General features: G+C 52.5%; 13 protein-coding genes and 3 pseudogenes. 4 read left to right on the top strand and 12 right to left on the bottom strand.

The features are described from left to right. Positions 1 to 11 precede the first annotated feature (11 nt). Positions 12 to 4,905, bottom strand: a pseudogene (locus KQP84_RS07905) (alpha-2-macroglobulin family protein). Positions 4,906 to 5,052: 147 nt separating this feature from the next. Here KQP84_RS07905 and sseA point away from each other — a divergent pair. After that, positions 5,053 to 5,895 (top strand): 3-mercaptopyruvate sulfurtransferase, encoded by an 843-nt coding sequence (sseA, locus tag KQP84_RS07900; RefSeq protein WP_215845862.1) that lies wholly within the window; start codon positions 5,053 to 5,055, stop codon positions 5,893 to 5,895. A gap of 54 nt (positions 5,896 to 5,949) precedes the next feature. On the opposite strand, the gene sseB is transcribed toward sseA, so the two are convergent. From sseB to trmJ, 5 genes are all read right to left on the bottom strand, one after another. After that, positions 5,950 to 6,714: an enhanced serine sensitivity protein SseB gene (gene sseB, locus KQP84_RS07895; protein ID WP_215845861.1), complete on the bottom strand. Its 765-nt coding sequence runs from the start codon at positions 6,712 to 6,714 to the stop codon at positions 5,950 to 5,952. 48 nt (positions 6,715 to 6,762) lie between these two features. Continuing rightward, positions 6,763 to 8,049, bottom strand: coding sequence for an aminopeptidase PepB (gene pepB / locus KQP84_RS07890; protein WP_215845860.1), 1,287 nt, complete (start codon positions 8,047 to 8,049; stop codon positions 6,763 to 6,765). 164 nt (positions 8,050 to 8,213) lie between these two features. After that, positions 8,214 to 9,380, bottom strand: coding sequence for an IscS subfamily cysteine desulfurase (locus tag KQP84_RS07885; protein ID WP_215845859.1), 1,167 nt, complete (start codon positions 9,378 to 9,380; stop codon positions 8,214 to 8,216). An 88-nt stretch (positions 9,381 to 9,468) separates the two neighbouring features. Beyond that, a complete protein-coding gene (gene iscR, locus KQP84_RS07880) occupies positions 9,469 to 9,966 on the bottom strand; it encodes a Fe-S cluster assembly transcriptional regulator IscR (RefSeq protein WP_215845858.1) in 498 nt (165 codons plus the stop codon). A gap of 129 nt (positions 9,967 to 10,095) precedes the next feature. After that, positions 10,096 to 10,848, bottom strand: coding sequence for a tRNA (cytosine(32)/uridine(32)-2'-O)-methyltransferase TrmJ (gene trmJ, locus KQP84_RS07875; RefSeq protein ID WP_215845857.1), 753 nt, complete (start codon positions 10,846 to 10,848; stop codon positions 10,096 to 10,098). 120 nt (positions 10,849 to 10,968) lie between these two features. On the opposite strand from trmJ, the gene suhB reads away from it, so the two are divergent. Then, the gene (suhB, locus tag KQP84_RS07870; RefSeq protein WP_215845856.1) at positions 10,969 to 11,772 is read left to right on the top strand and encodes an inositol-1-monophosphatase; all 804 of its coding nucleotides are present in this window, start codon (positions 10,969 to 10,971) and stop codon (positions 11,770 to 11,772) included. Between the two features lie 88 nt (positions 11,773 to 11,860). Here suhB and KQP84_RS07865 read toward each other — a convergent pair whose 3' ends face one another. From KQP84_RS07865 to KQP84_RS07855, 3 genes and pseudogenes are all read right to left on the bottom strand, one after another. Next, complete coding sequence (locus tag KQP84_RS07865) at positions 11,861 to 12,874, bottom strand: TIGR04086 family membrane protein (RefSeq protein ID WP_215845855.1); 1,014 nt, start codon at positions 12,872 to 12,874, stop codon at positions 11,861 to 11,863. Between the two features lie 210 nt (positions 12,875 to 13,084). Then, positions 13,085 to 14,065 carry a nickel/cobalt transporter gene (locus KQP84_RS07860; RefSeq protein ID WP_215845854.1) on the bottom strand — a complete coding sequence of 327 codons (981 nt, stop codon included), beginning with the start codon at positions 14,063 to 14,065 and terminating at the stop codon, positions 13,085 to 13,087. Beyond that, a pseudogene (locus tag KQP84_RS07855) lies at positions 14,056 to 14,680 on the bottom strand (DUF1007 family protein). Before KQP84_RS07855 ends, KQP84_RS07860 begins: the two are co-directional and overlap by 10 nt. A gap of 155 nt (positions 14,681 to 14,835) precedes the next feature. Here KQP84_RS07855 and csiE point away from each other — a divergent pair. Next, positions 14,836 to 16,103, top strand: a pseudogene (csiE, locus tag KQP84_RS07850) (stationary phase inducible protein CsiE). Here the strand turns inward: csiE and KQP84_RS07845 are convergent. Both KQP84_RS07845 and glyA read right to left on the bottom strand, forming a co-directional pair. Further along, entirely contained in the window at positions 16,085 to 17,233 is a 1,149-nt protein-coding gene (locus KQP84_RS07845; protein ID WP_215845853.1) for a 3-phenylpropionate MFS transporter, read from the bottom strand. The pseudogene csiE and the gene KQP84_RS07845 sit on opposite strands and share 19 nt — an antisense overlap. Before the next feature lie 126 nt (positions 17,234 to 17,359). Next, positions 17,360 to 18,613, bottom strand: coding sequence for a serine hydroxymethyltransferase (gene glyA, locus KQP84_RS07840; protein WP_215845852.1), 1,254 nt, complete (start codon positions 18,611 to 18,613; stop codon positions 17,360 to 17,362). Between the two features lie 329 nt (positions 18,614 to 18,942). Between glyA and hmpA the strand changes: the two genes are divergently transcribed. Continuing rightward, a complete protein-coding gene (gene hmpA / locus KQP84_RS07835) occupies positions 18,943 to 20,127 on the top strand; it encodes an NO-inducible flavohemoprotein (protein ID WP_215845851.1) in 1,185 nt (394 codons plus the stop codon). Between the two features lie 64 nt (positions 20,128 to 20,191). Here hmpA and glnB read toward each other — a convergent pair whose 3' ends face one another. Next, entirely contained in the window at positions 20,192 to 20,530 is a 339-nt protein-coding gene (gene glnB / locus KQP84_RS07830; protein ID WP_007886217.1) for a nitrogen regulatory protein P-II, read from the bottom strand. Positions 20,531 to 20,620: the final 90 nt, after the last annotated feature.

Raw genomic sequence — 20,620 nt, 5'->3', positions numbered from 1 at the left:
ACGCATCCTGCTTAACGCACATGAAGCATCTCTGCCGTATTGCCCACCGCGCGCCATTCCGGCACATACATTGACTCCACCTGCGGCGGCGGCATTTTATAGCGGCCTGGCGTAACGGCACGTGCCAGATAGATCAGCGTGGCAGGCCGATAGGTATCCACAGCCAACGCCGCCACGAAGCGATCGTCACGAAACTCAATGTGTTTGATGTCTACCTGCTGCATATCCATCATGCTCTCCTTGAGAGCATCGGCGCTGTCGCCGAGGCTGGCACTGCTGTTAGCAAGGTTCTGATTCTCCAGTTCCAGACCCGCAGGCAACATATCGACCACCAGCGCATCGTTAACGCTTTTTTCGCCGACACGGTTAAACGCACCATGATTAATTCACCGCTGCTCAAATTGGCGAGATTGGCGGCTTTGCCGTTGAGTGTGAAATACTCGCGCTTGATACCCAGCACGTTACTCATCGGTGCAGGCGATGAAGCGGGATACCCCACCACGTTGAGACTGGCATACAGCGGCGAACGACTTTCATTGCTAACCTCCACGCCACGCATCAGCTGCGTTTCATCCAGTGCGGTGTTCAGCAATCCGTCACTGCTCAGCGGTTCCCGATGACCGTTCAGTGTCGCCTGCCATTGGTCACCTTTACTGTTTTGCAGCGTTCGTGCCGCCAGGAACAACGCATTATTTTCTTGTGTAGAGAACCAGCGCTTGCCATGAACCGCTTTGGTCAGCGCCAGAAGCAGCGTGTTTTGTAAATCCGGTTGAAGATTATTTTCCGCCAGCAAAGCGATCATTAATGCGCGGTCGCGAACGTCACTGCCGTAATCACCAAATCCATCATTGTCTGGACGATTCATCGCAGCGCCCTGCCCAATGGCCAGCTGCGCACGCTGTTCATCGCCCATCAGTTTTAACGCAATACCCAATTGCATGAGCGCCAGCCCTGATTTCGCCTTGTCGCGTTTTTCATATAGCGCACGCAACGCCCCTAACGGCGCTTTCTGCTGCCGTGCCAACACCAGTCCCGCGTATGCCTGAACGCTAAAACGCAGCGCCTCAACGTCATTGCTCCAGCCTTTGTCAATTTGCGACGGATCTTGCAGATAGCGCAGCAGACGCTCATCGGCGCGGGCGATGACACCTTCTGGCAGCGCATACCCCGCTTCGTTGGCACGCAATAAAAAGTCAGTGACATACGCTGTCAGCCAAAACTCCTCTTCGCTTTGTTTGCTCCACAAGCCGAAGCTGCCGTTGGGCCGCTGCATCCCCGCCATGCGAGCAATACCGGTATCAATGGCGGCACGACGCGCATCGTCGCTGCTGCTTTTGATGCCCATTGCCATAAGTTGCGCATGGCGGGTAAATACCGACGGCCAGATTCCGCTGGCGGTTTGTTCCAGGCAGCCATAAGGATAAGCGTACAGCTCGCTGATGTAGCTGGCGATGTTCAGCGGTGGACGATTGCTGAGCGACAATCTGCCGCTTAAGGTCTCTTTCTCCATTCCGCTGAACGCAGTTGCCATCACTTGCCACGGCTGATTGGCCGGAATCACTGCATCGAAATTCAGTGTTTCCGCTGGATAAGCGGGCCGCACGCCTATTTTCCACTGCTGCTTGCTGAACTTGAGATTTTCACCCGGCAGATTCAGGCCAGACACTTCAACGTCTACGCTGCCATCACCAAAGCCGTTCAGCGCTTTAACCGGCACTTTCAGCGTGGTTCGCGCGCCTTTCGCCAGCGTCACGTTTTGTGTCACCGCGCCATTCAGTGCAACCAATCCGTTGGCAGAGAAATTCACTTTTAACGTTTGCGGGAGATCGGTGAGATTAGTGATATCCAGCGCCAGGTTCGCTTGGTCGCCGCCCGCCAGGAAGCGCGGTGTGGCGAGTTCGGTAATAAGCGGTGCAGCGACTACCAGCTTGCGCTCTGCTGCGCCAAAACTCTCCTCACTCCAGCCTTGGGCCATCAGGCGCAGCTCACCGTTAAAGGTTGGAATCGGCAGCTCCAGCGTGCCTTCCCCTTTTCATCCAGCGTGACCGCCTGTAATTGCTGCGCCACAATATTGACCTGTGTAACCGGCTTTTTGCCGCCGCGCCGCATGGCATCTTCGCTGGCATCGCCGCCGAAGCGTAATGCCGCCAGCCGCCCTCCGCCTTCAATCAGCTGGCCAAATACATCATATTGATCGGCGTTGTAACGTTTACGGCCAAAGAAGGCGTCCCACGGGTTCGGGGTTGAATAATCCGTGATGCTGAGTACGCCGCTATCCACGGCCGACAGCAGCAGATGAATCTGCTGCGGTAGTGCGCCACCTTCCCGGCTGGCTTTTATGTTGATTTTCACCGTTTGATCGGGACGAACCTTGTCAGGTGCGTCGAGTGCCAGCGTTAAACGCCGCGCTTCTGTTGCCATGGGTAAATGCAGTAAACCCACCGCGCGTTTTGGCGTAGCACCGCTGACTTTATCCCCTTCACGCACCACGATGGCGCTGAGATAGAGATCGTGGCGCTGCCAGCTTTTATCGATGGGCACAGCGAGGGTGGTACCGCCAGCGGGAACATCCAGTGCCTGCCACCAAAGCGTGCCACTGCTCGATTCAACCAACAGATAACCTTTGCCCGCTGCGGGCGATTCCACCTGTATCTGTGCAGTATCACCCGGTTGATAAGCCGCTTTATCGAGCTTCAACTTGACCTGATCCGGGCGTAATGCGCCAGTGCCGTTGGTGTTATCCTGCCAGCTGTAACCGGCCTGGAATCGCACGCTACTAACAATTTTCTCACCGGCCTGCACTTCCAGACGATAGGCGCCCCACTCCACCGGGAAACTGACTTTGCTGCTGCCGCCAGCAGGAATCGTGATGCGCTGTTCATCTTCCTGCAGATCTTTTTGATCGAAGCGTGATTGCCAACCTTCGCTGTCGGAAAAGCTCCAGTAATAGTCGTGGCGTTCACGAATGAGTCTGACATCCAGATTGTTCACGGCGAGCTTTTCACCCTTGCTGTTGGCATACAGGATATCAAACTCAGCCTGGCTATTTTCTGGCACCGTGGGTTCGTCATGGTAGCTGTCGTTGCGGTAGTCATAGACGGCTTTGCTGCTGAACAGCGGGCGAATACCCGGCAGCGCATCGGCTGGCCAAATCGCCTGGGTTACACGACGCGTGACCGGACGACCACCGGTTTCAAGCAGGCTGGCTTGTAGAATCAGATTGAGCGGCGAATGACTTTCTGCCCACTGACTTTCAACCGCCAGTTGCGCCTGACCTTTTGCATCCAGCTTGAGGTCGACGTCACCCAGGCTGCGCGTTAATTCCTCTTCGGTGATATCACCAAACTGATAACCTGGCAGCGCAGCAACTGCTTCACGTGCCGGACGAAGATAAAGCTGGCCTTGCAGCTGATTTCCCGCGGCGGGTGCGCCATAAAGATAACGCCCAGCAATATCAAAAGTAATGTCAGCATCAGCGTGTTGCGGCTTATCGCTGTTTTTCAGAGTAAGCGCCATGCGCTCTGGCAAAAAGTCCTCTACCTGAAATTTCCACTGTCGCGGCAAATTGTCACCGGTATTCAGGCGCAATGACCATTCGCCGGTCATCGCAGAGGCTGGTAACGTCAGACGCTGTTGGTAAAAACCCTTTTCCATCTGCCAGACAAAGCTGCGCGACACTTCACCATCCGGTTGCAGCAGCTCAGCTTTGATGGGCTGCGCGGGCAACGGATTGCCATCAACATCACGCAGCAGAGCGTTAACTATCACCGTTTCGCCTGGACGATACAGATCGCGTGGTCCAAATACGAACAGCTGTTTTTCGTAACCTTGCGGCCCGGCGACAGGAAATTCAGCCAGATCGAGCGCCGGGCGAGTGAGATCAATTAATGAAGTCTGTTCACCCAGGGTGGCGAGCAGTAGCTTGCCTTTGGGTTGAGCTTTGAAGCGTAAATGCCCGTTATTATCGCTCTCGCTTTTTTCCAGTTGCTGCCCTTTCTCATCCAGCAACTGCACGCTGACGCCTGAAAGCGGTGCGCCAGTTTCCAGGCTTTGGGTAAAGAGATCATATTGCGTAGGGAAGCGATGCAGCGACAGACCAATATCGCTGAGCGTAAACAACGTTGCGGGCGTGCTGTAGTGATAACTGCCAGCCTGTTTCATCACCGCCAGATAAACACCCGGCTGCTTGAGAGCATCCACGTTGCTCAGCGGTAGCTGCAATTTTTCACGTGTATTGCGTGCTGGATTGAGATCAAAGCGGCCGGTATAGACCAAATCTGCGTTTTTCAATAAATCGTCAGATTGCCAACTCGACAAGTTGCTGCCGTAATTCCACTGAGCCAAAAAATCTGCCAGCGTGGCGTTTTTAACCCGGAAAAAATCCACATCAACGCGCGCAATATTTAGCGCAAGAACCGGCAAGCCTTGCGTCAAACGCAGCGGCAACAATGAACCCCGGCTGGCAAATCCCACCATCGGTTGAATATCGCGGGTGGTAAGCTTTTGCGAGAAAGGCGCGTTAAGGCTTTCGCCGCTGGCGGCACGCAGCGCGGCATCGACCTTCAGTGACAACTTACGGGAGGGTTCAGGATGACGAAAACGCAGCGCTTTACGGTTGTTTGAAAGCTCCCAACCGCCGTCAACTTTTCCGCGTTCATCATCGGTCAGTGTGACCAGGCGAGAGAAATCCTGCTTTTCATCGAGCGGAGCATTGAAGGTCAGCACTAACGTCGCTGCGCCGTCCAGCTGTAATTCAGAGAGATCGCTCACCTGAAGCGGCCTGGCTAGCGATGTTGCCGTCACCGACTCAGCGGCAACAACTGAAAAAGAAGTAAGCGCTGCGGTACTCAGCAGCACACTGCTCAACAGCATGCTGAGCAGCAGCCGGTTAATGCGTTTGTTCATGGTAAATCCTTCACCCAGACCCAGAAGAGGTTGTAAATAACGCTGCGCAATTTCACATCAACGCCGCCATTTAATCAACGCTTTCCCTTGAGATAGCGCGCCCATTACCGGAAACTGGCTCTTCCTGAATCTTGAGAAGAGGTTGCTATGACAGCTCCCCTGTTTGTATCCGCTGACTGGTTGAATGAACATTACACCGACGAAGACCTGCAAGTGCTGGATGCGCGAATGCTGCCGCCAGGCATGGAGGCGGTGCGGGATATTCAAGCCGAATATCTGGCAGGCCATTTACCTGATGCGCCTTTTTTCAATATTGAAGCGCTCTCCGATCACACCAGCCCCTATCCGCACATGATGCCGCGCGCCGAAGGTTTTTCAGTGGCGATGCGCGAACTGGGCGTCAGCAGCGATAAACATTTAGTGGTGTACGATGAAGGCAACCTGTTCTCGGCACCCCGCGCGTGGTGGATGCTGCGCGCTTTTGGCGTACAGCAGGTTTCTATTTTAGCGGGCGGTTTGCAAGGCTGGAAAGCGGCAGGCTTCTCGGTGGAAACCGGCCCGGTTACGCTGCCAGAAGGCGAGTTTGAAGCTACCTACGATGAAAGCCAGGTTAAGCGTTTGAATGATGTGTTGCTGATCAGCCATGAAGGCGGTGCGCAGATCGTTGATGCGCGAGCCGCGAATCGCTTCAATGCAGAAGTGGATGAGCCGCGTCCCGGCCTGCATCGTGGTCATATCCCGCGTAGCCTGAATGTACCGTGGAACAATCTGGTGGCGAACGGCGAGTTGAAGCCGGTAGCAGAGCTGCGCGACCTGTTTGTTAAAGCGGGTGTGGATATTGAAAAACCGGTGGTTGCCAGCTGTGGATCGGGTGTGACTGCGGTGGTGGTGATTCTGGCGCTGACTGCGCTGGGTGCGCGTAATGTCGCGCTGTATGACGGTTCGTGGGGCGAATGGGGCAGCCGCGACGACTTACCCATTGAGAAATAAACGTATTAATTGAAAAAGTGCGGCCTGTTTAACGATAAACAGTGCCGCACTTTTTTAGATAATACGCTGGCTGCCCTTGAAGTCGCGCAGGAAACTGCCCCAGCGACGTTCATAAAATGGCGTAATGTGGGCGGTAAAAAAGTGGCTGATGCCGCGATCGTCCAGCGTCACTTCACAAATATCGATGGGCGCATCATCCGGTAAGGTATCAGTCGCTACGCTGCCTGCAGCCTGAATGATGGCGTCAATATCGCTTTCCGCCTCGATGCCAATCAGCAGATTTGGCTCTTCTTCCGCACTTTCACGAATGCTGGCGACAAAGGCGCGTCGCACCTGTTTGTACTTGCTGAACAGCTGGGTCAGAGAATCGATCATCTGCGCAGGCGGCTCCGCCACTTCTGATAACAGCAGCGCATGCCCGCCTTCCAACACTGTTTGCTGGCTCAGCGCATCGCCCTGCTCGCCCAGCAAATGGCTGATCTCAGCCGCAGAAAATTCTTTACCGCTCGGCAATTTTGGGTTCAGAAACAGCGCTTCGCCACGTGTCATTTCGAACAGCGTGCGAACCGGCAAACGCAGATAAGCTTGTTCAGCACTGATGGCTTCACTCATCGCGTGTTCAGAGGTGAAAAACGGAATGACGCTGCTGCCATCTTCTTTTTCCCAGTGCTGCAAATCGACCGGTGTATTGGCATCCAGCTGCTGTGCAGTGCTTTCACCTGGCACCCAGGCATCTGCTTCCAGCAATAACTGGAAAAACTCGGGACGATGCGCAGGCTCGGTTGCCGCCAGCTTCAGCACTTCTTCAAGACGATTCATAATCTACTCTCAAAAAAGCGGCGGCCTGTTTGCCGCCGCTGGGATCGTTTACTTCAGTAACAGGTTTGCCAGCGTACGTACGCCAAGACCGGTTGCACCCGCAGACCACTGATCCACTGCGGCTTTGCGATAGGTGGCGGAGCAGTCAATGTGCAGCCAACCTTGCTGATAATCGCTGACAAAATGCGACAGAAAAGCAGCCGCGCTGCTGGCACCCGCAGCATGTGCTGGGCTGGCAATATTGTTCAGATCGGCAAAGTTTGATGGCAAATGGCTACGATGGAATTCTGCCAACGGCAAGCGCCAGAACGGCTCGTTCTCACTGACTGCGCTGCCCATCAGTGACTGCGCCATGACATCATCAAAAGTAAACAGGGCGTGATAATCGTTGCCGAGCGCCGTCTTTGCCGCACCGGTCAGCGTTGCCGCATCAATCAGTAAAGTCGGCTTTTGCTCGCTGGCATCAATCAGGCCATCGGCCAGGACCAAACGCCCTTCCGCATCGGTATTCATGACCTCAACGGATTTGCCGTTACGATAGCGAATGATATCGCCCAGTTTGAAGGCATTGCTGCTGACCATGTTATCCGCGCAGCAAAGATAGAGTTTTACGCGCTTATTAAGACCGCGTGAAATGGCCATCGCCAGCGCGCCAGTCACCGTTGCCGCACCGCCCATATCGGATTTCATTGAGTCCATGAAGCTGCTCTGCTTCATGCTGTAACCGCCAGTATCAAAGGTGATACCTTTGCCGACCAGACAAGCGTAAACCGGTGCTTTGTCGTCGCCGGTTGGGTTGAAATCCAGAGCGAGAAAAGCGGGTGGGCGATTTGAACCGCGTCCAACCGTATGCAAGCCCATGTAACCTTGCTCGCGCAGATCCTCACCTTTGGTAATGCGATAGCTCACAGCATCGCCGCCCACTTCACTGATCAAATCCACTGCGCTGTGCGCTAAATCTTCTGGTCCCAACTCTTCCGCTGGCAGGTTAATGGTGTCACGTACCCAATCAACGATTTTCAGGCGGCGCGCAAACTCAGCTTGCTCATGCTCACCCAGTGTCGGCCAGTCAACCTGACGTTTGCCTTTTGGTCCACGATAGCCTTGCCAGAAAGCCCAGCACTGTTCGAGGTGCCAGCCCTCACCGACCAGCGCGACATGGCGAACGCCCTGACCATCAATTTTGCGTGCGCCGCGTTGAATCGTCATCAGCGCATCCGCGCCGGTAATATGCAGCGTCATACCGCTGTCGTTGCTGGTCAGAATGGCTTTTTCGCCCCAGCGCGCATCGGCGGGCTGGTTGCTAAGAGTGATGTTCATCGGTTGCGTGGTCATCGCGAAGCTCCGTATACGTTATAAGTGTCATCCAGGCAAAGTGTAGGTACGGCCTGTGAAGGTGTTACATGGAATGTGCAGACAATCCTGATAACAGATTATTTCAGGCGATGCCAGCGCATCCCGGACAATAGCGCCCTTTCCAGAATCATGCGGCTTAACGATTAGCGTGCAGCAGAATTCAAGGCGCGCAGACGTGTGACCGATTTTTGCACCAATGCGATGGCGTAATCGATCTCTTCTTCAGTGGTAAAACGGCCAAGCGAAAAGCGCAGCGAACTGTGTGCAAGTTCGTCGCTCAGGCCCAAGGCTCGCAGCACGTAAGAAGGTTCAAGACTGGCAGAAGTACAGGCTGAACCCGAGGAGAGCGCCAAATCTTTTAGGGCCATGATCAACGATTCGCCATCAACATTGGCAAAGCTGACATTAAGGATATTGGCAGAACTTTGCTGCAGATCGCCGTTGAGGTAGACATTATCGAGCACGCTAAGCCCTTGCCATAAACGATCGCGCAGTTGCTGCAAACGCGCCATCTCTTGTTCACGCTCTTCATGGGCGATGCGGTACGCCTCACCCATGCCGACAATCTGGTGCACCGGCAACGTTCCCGAACGCATACCGCGCTCATGACCGCCGCCATGGATCTGGGCCGCAATTTGAATACGCGGTTTACGCCGCACGTAGAGCGCGCCAATGCCTTTCGGGCCGTAGATTTTATGCGCTGAAAAGGACATCAAATCGACGTTTAGTTTGCTGAGATCAATGGGCAATTTGCCGACGCTTTGTGTGGCATCAACATGAAAGAGAATATCGCGCTCACGACACAACTCGCCCATGGCAGCGATATTCTGAATGACACCAATTTCATTATTGACGTGCATGATTGACACCAACACGGTGTCATCACGCAGCGCAGCGCGCAGCGCATCCAACGTGATGATGCCATTAGCGGCAGGCGTTAAATAGGTCACGTCAAAGCCTTCGCGCTCAAGTTGTTCACAACTGTCGAGCACCGCTTTGTGTTCCGTTTTACTCGTGATGATGTGTTTGCCGCGCGCCTGATGAAAATGGGCAGCGCCTTTTATGGCGAGGTTATCTGATTCAGTCGCGCCGGAGGTGAAAACAATTTCACGTGGATCGGCATTAACCAGTTCCGCCACTTGATTGCGCGCAACGTCGACCGCTTCTTCAGATTGCCAACCAAAACGGTGAGAACGCGAGGCCGGATTACCAAAGGTGCCGTCCAGCGTCAAAAATTGCATCATTTTGCTGGCCACACGCGGATCGGCCGGCGTGGTTGCGGCGTAATCCAGGTAAATCGGTAATTTCATTGCGCTACAGCTCCGTATAAAAATTCATACGTATTTATAGCAGAAACGGCCCTGACCGCGTTAGCAGTAAGGGCCGAAGAGGCAGGGATTAAGAGGCGCGCAGGTTAACGTTAATTTCCTGAGCACGCGGCTTCTGGAAGCGACGGTTGTCATTCGCATTTTGACGATCGGCAACATCAAGGATTTCCTGATTGTTGACCAATTCAGCCAGCGTAATGTTGTTCAGGAACTCACTAATGCGCACGCTCAGATCGCGCCACAGAACGTGAGTCAGGCAACGCTCGCCGCCCTGACAACCTTCTTTGCCCTGACATTTAGTGGCATCGACAGATTCGTCAACCGCCGTGATCACTTCGCCTACCGCGATGGCATTCGACTCTTTACCAAGCAGATAACCGCCACCCGGGCCGCGAACACTGGCCACTAAGCCATTTTTACGTAAACGCGAGAATAACTGCTCCAAATACGACAGCGAAATGCCCTGACGCTCAGAAATATCAGCTAGCGGAACCGGGCCTTCATGGGAATGAAGGGCAACGTCCAGCATAGCAGTAACGGCATAACGTCCTTTGGATGTCAGTCTCATAGCGTACGACCTCAATAGCGTCCGGTTATCGGAGGATTAGCGAAAGATGTCCGAAGTCTGACATTCCCGAGTAAATTGGTCAACTATTTAACCGAGTATTTTAGTCAAGTATTTAACCAAGTAATTTACTCAACTATTATCGTCGCCATCCTTGCTGTTTTTACGCTTCTCAAATGAAGAAAGCATGCCGCGCAAAATATTGAGCTCATCACGTTCTGGACGCGCACGGGTATAAAGGCGACGCAATTTGCTCATTACCTGGCCCGGATTGGCTTCACGAATAAAGCCGCTGCGCAGCATCATCTGTTCCATGTGCTGATAAAAGCGCTCAAGATCGTCGACCAGCGGATAAGGTGACGCTTGATACTCTGGTTTTGGATCGGCTTTTTCTTGCGCCTGCAGCCATGCCATGCGCACTTCATAGGCAATGATCTGTACCGCCATCGCCAGGTTCAGTGAGCTGTACTCTGGATTAGCCTGAATCGCGACGTGATAATGGCATTTCTGCAATTCGTCGTTAGTTAGCCCCACGCGCTCACGACCAAACACCAGCGCGACCGGCGCTTGCTGGCCCTCTTCCACACTTTTGATGCCGCATTCGCGCGCGTCGAGCATTGGCCACGGCAGCGAACGTGAGCGTGCGCTGGTGCCAACAACAAGGCTACATCCGGCGATCGCCTCGTCGAGCGAGTCAACGATTTTGGCTTCGCCAATAACATCGCTGGCGCCTGCGGCCAGGGATATAGCTTGGGAATCCGGCTTCACCAGCGGATTGACCAGATAAAGATTCGTTAAACCCATGGTTTTCATGGCGCGCGCAACGGAGCCCATGTTGCCGGTGTGGGAGGTTTCCACCAGCACAATTCGAATATTTTGCAGCATAATTGGGATTGGTCAGAAAATGATGGCGCTCAGCCTAACATAAAAACAGGACATTTACCGAACACGCTGATATACTCCGCGCCGTTTTCCCCGTTCTTTAACATCCAGTGAGAGATACCGATGCATCCGATGCTCAACATCGCCGTGCGCGCAGCGCGCAAGGCCGGAAATTTAATTGCCAAGAATTATGAAACCCCGGACGCCGTCGAGGCTAGCCAGAAAGGCAGCAACGACTTCGTTACCAATGTTGACCGCGACGCAGAACGCCTGATTATCGAAGTTATTCGTAAATCATATCCGCAGCACACCATTATCACCGAAGAAAGCGGTGAACTGGCGGGCGAAGATCAGGACATTCAATGGGTAATCGATCCGCTGGATGGCACCACCAATTTCATCAAACGTCTGCCCCATTTCTCTGTTTCTATCGCTGTGCGCATCAAAGGCCGCACCGAAGTTGCCGTGGTTTACGATCCAATGCGCAATGAGCTGTTCAGCGCAGTACGTGGTCAAGGCACACAGCTTAATGGATATCGTCTGCGCGGAAGCATCGCTCGCGATCTGGATGGCACTATTCTGGCAACCGGCTTCCCGTTCAAACTGAAGCAGCACGCGCCAACTTACATGAACATCGTTACCAAACTCTTTACTCAGTGTGCCGATTTCCGTCGCACCGGTTCAGCTGCGTTGGATTTAGCGTATGTTGCAGCAGGTCGCGTTGATGGTTATTTCGAGATCGGCCTTAAGCCGTGGGATTTCGCAGCAGGCGATTTGCTGGTGCGTGAAGCAGGCGGTTTGGTCACGGATTTCACGGGTAATCACGGCTATCTGCACTCAGGTAACCTCGTAGCGGGTAATCCTCGTGTCGTAAAAGCGATGCTTTCTTCTATGCGTGAAGAACTGAGTGAAGCGCTGAAGCGCTAAAAGCAGAGATGTATCGCGCGACAGCGTGAACGAAAAAGGCGGCATTCCTATGCCGCCTTTTTTATTGCCTTTCAGTGACTAAAGAAGATTAACGACGTTCGTGGCTCAGAACCTGATGCGGCTGAGTACGACGGCCAATCATTCCCATCACACCGGCCAGGATAGCTTCAATAATTAACATGAAGAAAGCGTACCAGCTGGCTTTTGCCGTAGCAGCGGCAGCCTGCTCAGCCGCTTCACGCGCTTTTTGCTCAGCCTGCTGTTTGAGTTCCTGATATTTCTGCATCGCCTGTTGGTAGCTCTGTTCAGTCTGGGCCACAATCTGATCGACTTCCTGATCGCTTTTCCCAGTACGCGCTTTAATGATATTTTTCAAAGCGTCACGATCGGCTGCTTGTAATGTATCTGAGTGACGATCCATGATTCCGCGCAGCCAGTTTGTTAAGTCAGTATCAGCATTTTGTGGCTGCTTAGCTGTATCCGCCGCTTGGTTCTCTGCATTTTGCGCTTCTTTATTTGCATCCTGCTGTAAGTTCTCTGGCTGTAATTCCGGCTTGCCCGTTTGGCGCAGCGTGGTTTCCAGCTCATTTTGCAGATCGCCTAAATTAATATTATTTTCTTGTAGCTTATCTTTTGCCATTTGCGTAACCGACGGCGCGGCGGCGGAAATACCACTACCCAATGCCTGAAATCCTGAACCCACAATATTCATTGCACCGCCTAATACGCTGCTGGCGAGTGAAACTGCGAGCCAAATGGTAAATAATGTGCTCAGGCCGAACATTAACAAACCATGCATTGCACCTTCACGCTGCGCTAAACGTCCGGCAACGTAACTACCTGCAGCCATAGCCAGCAGCATATTAATGGCGGTCCACACCAACGCACCTGTGCCGAGATGCTGCAGTGGATTCTTTTCTTCCATAGGATCGATGGTGGTTGCGCCAATTGCGGTTCCAAGCAGGGCTAATAAAATGTGCACGATCAAAGCACATATAACCCCTGCGAAAACAGCGCTCCAGGAAATACGTTTCAATGGTAAGCCGGCAGGCGTTGTTGCCACCGTTTGCGTAGTACCATTACTAATCCGAGTTTCAGCCATAATGTATTCTCCTTGCGACAGACGTAAGTAAAAACTTTTAATTATCTAACCGAGTGAGTTAATACCCTTTGGTTGTTATTCAGCGTAGACAGAGAAAACTCATTTCACCAGCAAAGCGTGAAGAGATAAAAATATTACCGAGGCGTGAAAAAATAACTAGCGAGGAGAATAGCGCGTGGAAATATAAATTCCGCTGCGCTTTTTTAATAATTAGAAAGGGCGAATTCCGCCGGTTAATGCGGGTTGTACTGATTGCCATAATAGTGCTCCGGCAAATATTAATAGCAGGCTACACAACAGCGCCAGCAGGGGCATCAAAAAGCGTGCACTTTTCGCTACACCGCTGACGCGTGCCAACCGCTGGGCTAAAGCACGCGATCGCTGCACGAACAAGCCAATGGCGGAGATAGTCAGCGCGGTGCCCACGGCCATTACTGCTGCCGATGCCACGCCCCAGAGATAGACGCCGATGACCTTAGCGAACAGCAGCATCATGATGGCACCCGAGCAAGGGCGTAAACCCATCGACATCACCACCAGTAATTGCGTCTTGCCATTCACCGCCTCAGAAATTTGCTGCGCGCTGGGCAGATGCGCGTGACCGCAGCCGCAATGTGCATCGTGTTGATGATCAGACCGTAAAGTATAGATTTTTAGTGCCGAACGCTGCTGCCGTTGCTGCCAAAGTGACTGTAGCGCGCGATAACCTATCCAAATGCCTAATCCAATCACCAGCAAATAGCTGCCCTTTTCAAGCCAAAAACTGCCGAGATGAAGCTGACGTGACGACGTTTGCAAAATAACCAGCATGAGCGTCACTAACACGATGGCAACTGTACCTTGCAGCAGCGATGCCAGCAGCGTGAGTTTCAAGCTGGTTTTTAGCTTTGCCGGATGGGTTGCCAAAAAAGTGGTGATGACGACTTTGCCATGTCCCGGGCCCAGCGCATGCAGCACGCCATAGAGCAGGCTGAATAACAGCAGTGAAAGGCCAGCCTGATGAGGTTGATCAGCTACCTGCTGCAACAACTGGGTCATTTCGCGGTGCAGCGTTTTCTGCCACAACACGCTCTGCAACAGAATCTGCGACCAGTGCAGCCAAAGGGTCACGCCCAGCACCATCAATAATGCAGCCAGTAACCAAAGCGGCCAGCTGCGCATCACGCGTGGCGACAAAGACGTCAATGACATGTCAATATCACCGTTTGGGCAAATTGCCGTCCTAAATCGACTTCTTCCGGCGGCGCGTCTGCTTTGTCCAGGGACAAGGCATATTGCTTCAGTGAATCGTTTGGTTTGGGCGTGTTAAGGTCAAATGCACAGCGCGACTGCAAACTGGCTGGCAAGCTCAACGCGCCTGCATTGTCATAAAACATATCGACAAAATAGGTGGGATCGAATGTCAGGATTTCGAAGCGCTGGCCGCTGAGTATGGGGGTTCTGCCAGCGGCAGGATGAATTCCAGCACCGCTTTGTGACCGTTACGTGAGAGCTGATACTCTTTTGGTAAATTCAAAAATTTCACCCGCTGTTTATTGTGCCAGATTTCAGAAAAATAGTGCTGGCCCAATACATTAGCCATGACGCCTGCCGCCAGTTTTTCCAGATCACCGAACCCGGTTTCGCGTCACCCGCGTCATATAACAGATCAGCGGAGGTGATCTCATCCATCGTCCAGGTCATTTTCAGGCCGGTAAAATGATCACCATCAACGACTAATTCAGTTTTCATATCGATAAAGCTGTGCGGATGCGCTAAAGCCGTCGAACTCATCAGTATCAGCAAAGCAAAAAGTGTGCGTTTCATAATGTTATAAAGTAACGTTCCTGATGAAAAGAATCCATAAGTAACAAAATTTTGTGACCCGCTTTAAACCTCTGAGCAAAAAACCGGACAATTTACGCGGTGTCGCAGGCGGTTGACTATTCTTAGCTCAAAATTACCCGCTGGAATTTTGATTGATGAGTTCTGCTACATCTTCAGCACCACTCTTCACCCGTTCCCAGCGCCGTTGCCATCTCTTGCTGCTGTTGTTTCTGCCGACTCCCGCATTAACGCTAGAAAAAATTTGCCAGCTTAATGGCGTAGATCCTGCGGTTGCCCGACAGGATATCGCGGATGTCGGTGACGAGATACAGCGCTACCACCAACTTGAACTGCATCAAATGGTGGACGGCAGCTTGCGCATCCATGGCACGGAGTTGGACCGACGTATCTGTTTGCTGCATAACCTGCGGCGTAGCTTGCGCTTGTCGGAAGATTTTGTTCGTGATCATTTCGCTGCGCCGCTGCGTCAACGCTTGAAAGTCATGAAAATTGAGAAAGTACTCTACGATGAGATCAATTTGCAGGCGCTTATCCAACATTGTAGCCAGCGGCTGGCGCGTGATTTTACGCCACGCGATCGTCTTTTTTACAGATTTTAATGAAATATGGGCTATGCCAGCGCCAGCCCGCACTTTTCAATGAACAGCAATGTGCATGGCTACTCAATAAAGCTGAACGGGACGTTGCAATGGATGTGATTCATCATTGGCAAAAGCGTTGCCACCTTGCACCGCATCCCTCCGAAGCTGAATTTTGGACGCTGCTGTTTAGCCTGATCCATGCGCCCAATGCAGAATCGTTGAAGCATCCTAGTGAATACCGTTTGATGATCTCCACTGACAGACTGATCGATGATTTTGAGCGCTGCGCCGAAGTCACCTTCGCTGATCGCAGCGAATTGCGGCAGCAGCTTTACACCCATTTAGCTCAGGCGCTGGATCGCCTCCATTTCACGATTGGCATTGATAACAGCGTGGCGCTTGACGTTGCTCACCTCTATCCACGCCTGCTGCGGACCACGCAACAAGCGTTAACTGCGTTTGAGACAGATTATGAAGTGGCGTTTAACCCGGAAGAGATCAGCCTGATTACGGTGATTTTCGGCGCGTGGCTGATGCAGGAAAACGCGTTGCAGGAGAAGCAGGTGCTGCTGCTAACCGGCGAAAATCCTCAGCTTGAGCAAGAGGTCGAGCAGCAAATTCGTGAGATCACTTTGTTGCCAATTAATATCAAATATCAGGCAATACGTGATTTCCAGCGCGATGGCGCACCGCGCGAGATCGATATGGTGATCTCGCCCTATGCAACCTCGCTACCACTGTTTTCACCGCCGCTGATCCATGCTGAACTGCCGCTGACCGCACATCATCAGCAGCGGATTCGTTATTTACTGGAGTCGTAACGCGGACGTAAAAACAGAGCAGGCAGCGCTACCAGCGCCATGACCCAAAACAGATGTCCCTGCAAATGCGTAAACAGGACACCGCAAATCATGGTCATTACCGCAATACCGCCGCCCATCGCCAACGCAGAGTAAAGCGACTGCAGGCGGATCACTTCCGCACCTTTGCGTGCGGCAATAAAACGCATCGCGGCCAGATGACACACCGTGAAACTGCCACAATGAAGAATTTGCGCCACAATGAGCAACGGTAGCGCGGTGCTGGCACCTAATAAGCTCCAGCGAATCAAGGCGCAAATACCCGACAACAACAATAAATCGCGTGCGCTCCAGCGGTGGAATAATCGATTACTCGAAGCAAACACGATGATTTCTGCCACAACGCCCAGTGACCATAAATAGCCCACCACCGAGGCAGAATAACCGCTTTCTTGCCACCAGATAGCACTGAAGCCGTAGTAAGCGGCGTGCGCGCCCTGCAACAGCGTGACGCATAACATAAAGCGCCAGACTGCATTTTCACGTAATAAAGATCGCCAGGCTTGCCAGCCGCCGTCTGCGGCACCTTGTCTTTCGCTGCCCTGCGGTCGTGTAGCGGGTGACAGCATCAAGCCCGCCAACATACAAATCCCGCCAAGTGATAACAACGCTAAGATTGCCTGTGATGAGTACGCGCTGACCAGCAGGCCCGTTAATGCCGAGCTAATGACAAAGGCCAGCGACCCCCAAAGTCTTACAGGGCCGTACGCCAGACCAATTTGCTGCGTCCAGGTTGCGGCAAGCGCATCGCTAAGCGGCACCAGCGGCGAGAAAAACAGATTGAAACCTACCATCACCATCAGCAGCCACAGCCATTGCTCTCCCACCCAAAAACCTACCGCAAACAGACAGGTCATTAATGCCAGCAGACGCAGCGCGGTGATGAGTTGAGCGGGATTTCGTACTTGTGAAGCAATCAGCAAGCTGCCGACAAAACGCGCCACCATGCCACAGCCGAGCAGCAGACCAATTTTCTCAGCATCAAGGCCTGTGCCTTTTAACCACACGCCCCAGAAAGGCAGGTAAATGCCATAACAAAAGAAGTAAGTGAAGTAGCTCAATCCGAGCCATTTGGCGGAGCCGATTGCCATATTCCCTCCAGCAAAGATGCTGCGACGCAGCAAGAATGGCCGCTACTTTGGCAGAGCACTGTAGTTGCGGCAATAAAAAGGATGGCTTTCGCCATCCTTTTTCTGCTAACCCTGCCGACTAAACGCTTACGCGTAAACCGGCAAACGGCTGCAAATTTCCAAGACTTTCTGCTTGATGCGTTCGATAGTTGCTTCGTCGTTGATGTTATCCAACACATCAGCAATCCAGCCAGCCAGCTCACGCACGTCCGCTTCTTTGAAGCCACGACGCGTTACAGCTGGGGTACCGATACGCACGCCTGAAGTCACAAATGGACTCTTAGGATCGTTTGGTACGCTGTTTTTGTTCACGGTGATGTTCGCGCGACCCAATGCAGCATCGGCTTCTTTACCGGTCAGGTTTTTGCTTACCAGATCGATCAGGAACAGATGGTTATAGGTGCCGCCAGAAACAATGTTGTAACCGCGTTCAATCAGCACTTCTACCATCGCTTTCGCGTTTTTCGCAACTTGCTGCTGGTACGTTTTGAACTCAGGCTCCATCGCTTCTTTGAAAGCAACGGCTTTACCTGCAATGACGTGCATCAACGGGCCGCCCTGGCCACCCGGAAACACCGCAGAGTTCAGCTTTTTGTACAGCTCTTCGTCGCCGCCTTTTGCAAGGATCAAACCACCACGAGGACCCGCAAGGGTTTTGTGAGTGGTTGAAGTGACGATGTGAGCATGCGGAATTGGCGTTGGATAAACGTCAGCTGCGATCAGACCCGCAACGTGCGCCATATCCACGAACAGATAAGCGCCTACGCTGTCTGCGATTTCACGCATTTTTGCCCAGTCGCAGATACCTGAATACGCAGAGAAACCACCAACGATCATTTTAGGCTGATGGGTTTTCGCCAGCTCAGCCAATTCGTTGTAATCAATTTTACCGGTTTCATCGATGCCGTAAGGCACCACGTTGTAGAGCTTACCGGACAGGTTTACCGGTGAACCGTGCGTCAGGTGACCACCGTGTGCCAGGTTCATACCCAGAATGGTGTCGCCCGGCTTCAGCAGCGCGGTATAAACAGCGAAGTTAGCCTGGGAACCAGAATGGGGTTGCACGTTAGCGTAGTCTGCACCAAACAGCGCTTTTGCACGGTCAATCGCCAGTTGCTCAACGATATCAACGTATTCGCAGCCGCCATAGTAACGTTTGCCCGGATAGCCTTCCGCGTATTTGTTGGTGAGCTGAGAACCTTGCGCCTGCATAACACGCGGGCTGGTGTAGTTTTCAGAAGCAATCAGTTCAATGTGCTCTTCTTGACGCACTTTTTCTTGCTCCATCGCCTGCCACAACTCGGCATCATAATCGGCAATGTTCATATCACGCTTTAGCATCCGCATCTCCTGACTCAGCTATCTTTTTAACGGCAATTTAAGCCCCGCTAGGCGCGAAGGCCCACAGTGTAAACCGTTTTAACTAGTGACGGTAGCGCGAATCCCCTCTTTTTACGCAAACGTTTGGCCCCGCACTGGCAAAGGTTTTTTACGCCGTTTTACACGCCTTAAGCCTCACTATTTTTCCTCACGTTGTGAGGGAAGTTCTCTAACGATGCAACGAAAAGTTGCCAAATTTGTCACTGTAAAAAAGTAGGGGTAATTTACAGTTAAACCAAGCGGCTATAAGATGCATTTAATATACAACTTAACAAACCAAGGGATTCCTTATGCTTGATGCACAAACCATCGCTACCGTGAAATCAACCCTTCCTGCCGTTGCGGCCTGTGGCCCAAAACTTACCGCCCACTTTTATGACCGCATGTTGTCGCATCACCCTGAACTGAAAAACGTGTTCAACATGAATAACCAGCGCAACGGCGCGCAGCGCGAAGCGCTGTTTAATGCTATTTGCGCCTACGGTGCAAATTTAGAAAACCTTGCGGTGCTGTTGCCCGCCGTGGAAAAAATTGCGCAGAAACATACCAGCCTCAATATTCAGCCTGAGCAATATGCCATTGTCGGCGAGCATCTGTTAGCAACCATTAAAGAGCTGTTGAATCCAGGCGAAGAGGTATTGGCGGCTTGGGGACGTGCGTATGGTGTGCTTGCGCAGGTGTTTATCCAGCGTGAAGAGGCAATCTATCAAGAGTCTGAGCAGCAGGTGGGCGGTTGGCGAGGCACGCGTGCTTTCCGTATCAGCGCTATTGAGCAACAAAGCGCCGTGATCAAAAGCATCACCTTGACCCCGATTGATGGCGGTGCGGTAGCGACCTTCCAGCCGGGACAATATGTGACGGTACATTTGCATCCTGCGGCGTTTGAGCATCAGCAAATTCGTCAGTATTCCCTGACCCACAGCAGCAACGGCAAAGATTATCGCATTGCGGTGAAACGTGAAGCGCAAGGCACGGTTTCTGGCTATTTGCATCAGCACGCTAAAGTAGGTGATGAGGTTCAACTGGCCGCCCCACACGGCGATTTCTTTATGCAGATTGATCCTGCCACGCCGGTTGCGCTGATTTCCGCCGGCGTCGGCCAAACGCCAATGCTGGCGATGCTGCATACCCTAGCCGACCAACATCACGCCGCGCCTGTAAGCTGGCTGCATGCCACTGAAAACGGTGAACAGCACGCGTTCAGTGAGGAAGTTACCACGACGGGCAAACGCCTGAAGGATTTCGTTCAGCAGATTTGGTATCGCGAGCCAACTGAACAGGATGCGGATCGTTTTAATGCACAAGGCTTGATGGATGTGACGTTGATGTCAGCACGCTTACAGGACAAGAATACGCATTACTATCTTTGCGGTCCTGTGGGCTTTATGCAATTTGTCGGCACTCAACTGCGTGACGCGGGTGTAGAGGTCGATCGCATTCATTATGAAGTCTTTGGCCCGCACAAAGTTTTGTAGTGAATGCATTAAAAATAAAAAAGCCCGCAGCGTTGACCGTTGCGGGCTTTTTGTTGAACCTGGCTTAAATCGCTTCTTCGTCTTCTTCGCCGGTACGGATACGCACTACGCGCGCAACGTCGAATACAAAGATTTTACCGTCACCAATCTTGCCGGTTTGCGCGGTTTTCATAATGGTTTCGACGCAGGTATCGACGATATCATCCCCCACCACCATTTCAATTTTCACTTTTGGCAGAAAATCGACCATGTATTCCGCACCACGATAAAGTTCGGTATGACCTTTCTGACGACCAAAACCTTTGACTTCACTTACGGTCATCCCGGTGATGCCGACTTCAGCTAAGGCTTCACGTACATCATCGAGTTTGAATGGTTTGATAATTGCATCAATCTTTTTCATATCGGACCCTTTTCTCTCTCCTCCGTGGTCGGAAGGGTTTCTCAAGTATAAATGTTCCTGGCGGTGCCGCGGGCTTATCGTGCCTTTTGC

This window comes from Candidatus Pantoea bituminis, from assembly GCF_018842675.1.
Classification (GTDB): domain Bacteria; phylum Pseudomonadota; class Gammaproteobacteria; order Enterobacterales; family Enterobacteriaceae; genus Pantoea; species Pantoea phytostimulans.
The sequence above is the reverse complement of the archived record's forward strand: the minus strand, read 5'-3'. Positions and strand labels throughout refer to the sequence as shown.

Bases quoted from the DNA above. Each gene is read 5' to 3' on its own strand.
- sseA (WP_215845862.1), top strand. From the start codon at position 5,053: ATGACAGCTCCCCTGTTTGTATCCGCTGACTGGTTGAATGAACATTAC.
- sseB (WP_215845861.1), bottom strand. From the start codon at position 6,714: ATGAATCGTCTTGAAGAAGTGCTGAAGCTGGCGGCAACCGAGCCTGCG.
- pepB (WP_215845860.1), bottom strand. From the start codon at position 8,049: ATGACCACGCAACCGATGAACATCACTCTTAGCAACCAGCCCGCCGAT.
- KQP84_RS07885 (WP_215845859.1), bottom strand. From the start codon at position 9,380: ATGAAATTACCGATTTACCTGGATTACGCCGCAACCACGCCGGCCGAT.
- iscR (WP_215845858.1), bottom strand. From the start codon at position 9,966: ATGAGACTGACATCCAAAGGACGTTATGCCGTTACTGCTATGCTGGAC.
- trmJ (WP_215845857.1), bottom strand. From the start codon at position 10,848: ATGCTGCAAAATATTCGAATTGTGCTGGTGGAAACCTCCCACACCGGC.
- suhB (WP_215845856.1), top strand. From the start codon at position 10,969: ATGCATCCGATGCTCAACATCGCCGTGCGCGCAGCGCGCAAGGCCGGA.
- KQP84_RS07865 (WP_215845855.1), bottom strand. From the start codon at position 12,874: ATGGCTGAAACTCGGATTAGTAATGGTACTACGCAAACGGTGGCAACA.
- KQP84_RS07860 (WP_215845854.1), bottom strand. From the start codon at position 14,065: ATGTCATTGACGTCTTTGTCGCCACGCGTGATGCGCAGCTGGCCGCTT.
- KQP84_RS07845 (WP_215845853.1), bottom strand. From the start codon at position 17,233: ATGGCAATCGGCTCCGCCAAATGGCTCGGATTGAGCTACTTCACTTAC.
- glyA (WP_215845852.1), bottom strand. From the start codon at position 18,613: ATGCTAAAGCGTGATATGAACATTGCCGATTATGATGCCGAGTTGTGG.
- hmpA (WP_215845851.1), top strand. From the start codon at position 18,943: ATGCTTGATGCACAAACCATCGCTACCGTGAAATCAACCCTTCCTGCC.
- glnB (WP_007886217.1), bottom strand. From the start codon at position 20,530: ATGAAAAAGATTGATGCAATTATCAAACCATTCAAACTCGATGATGTA.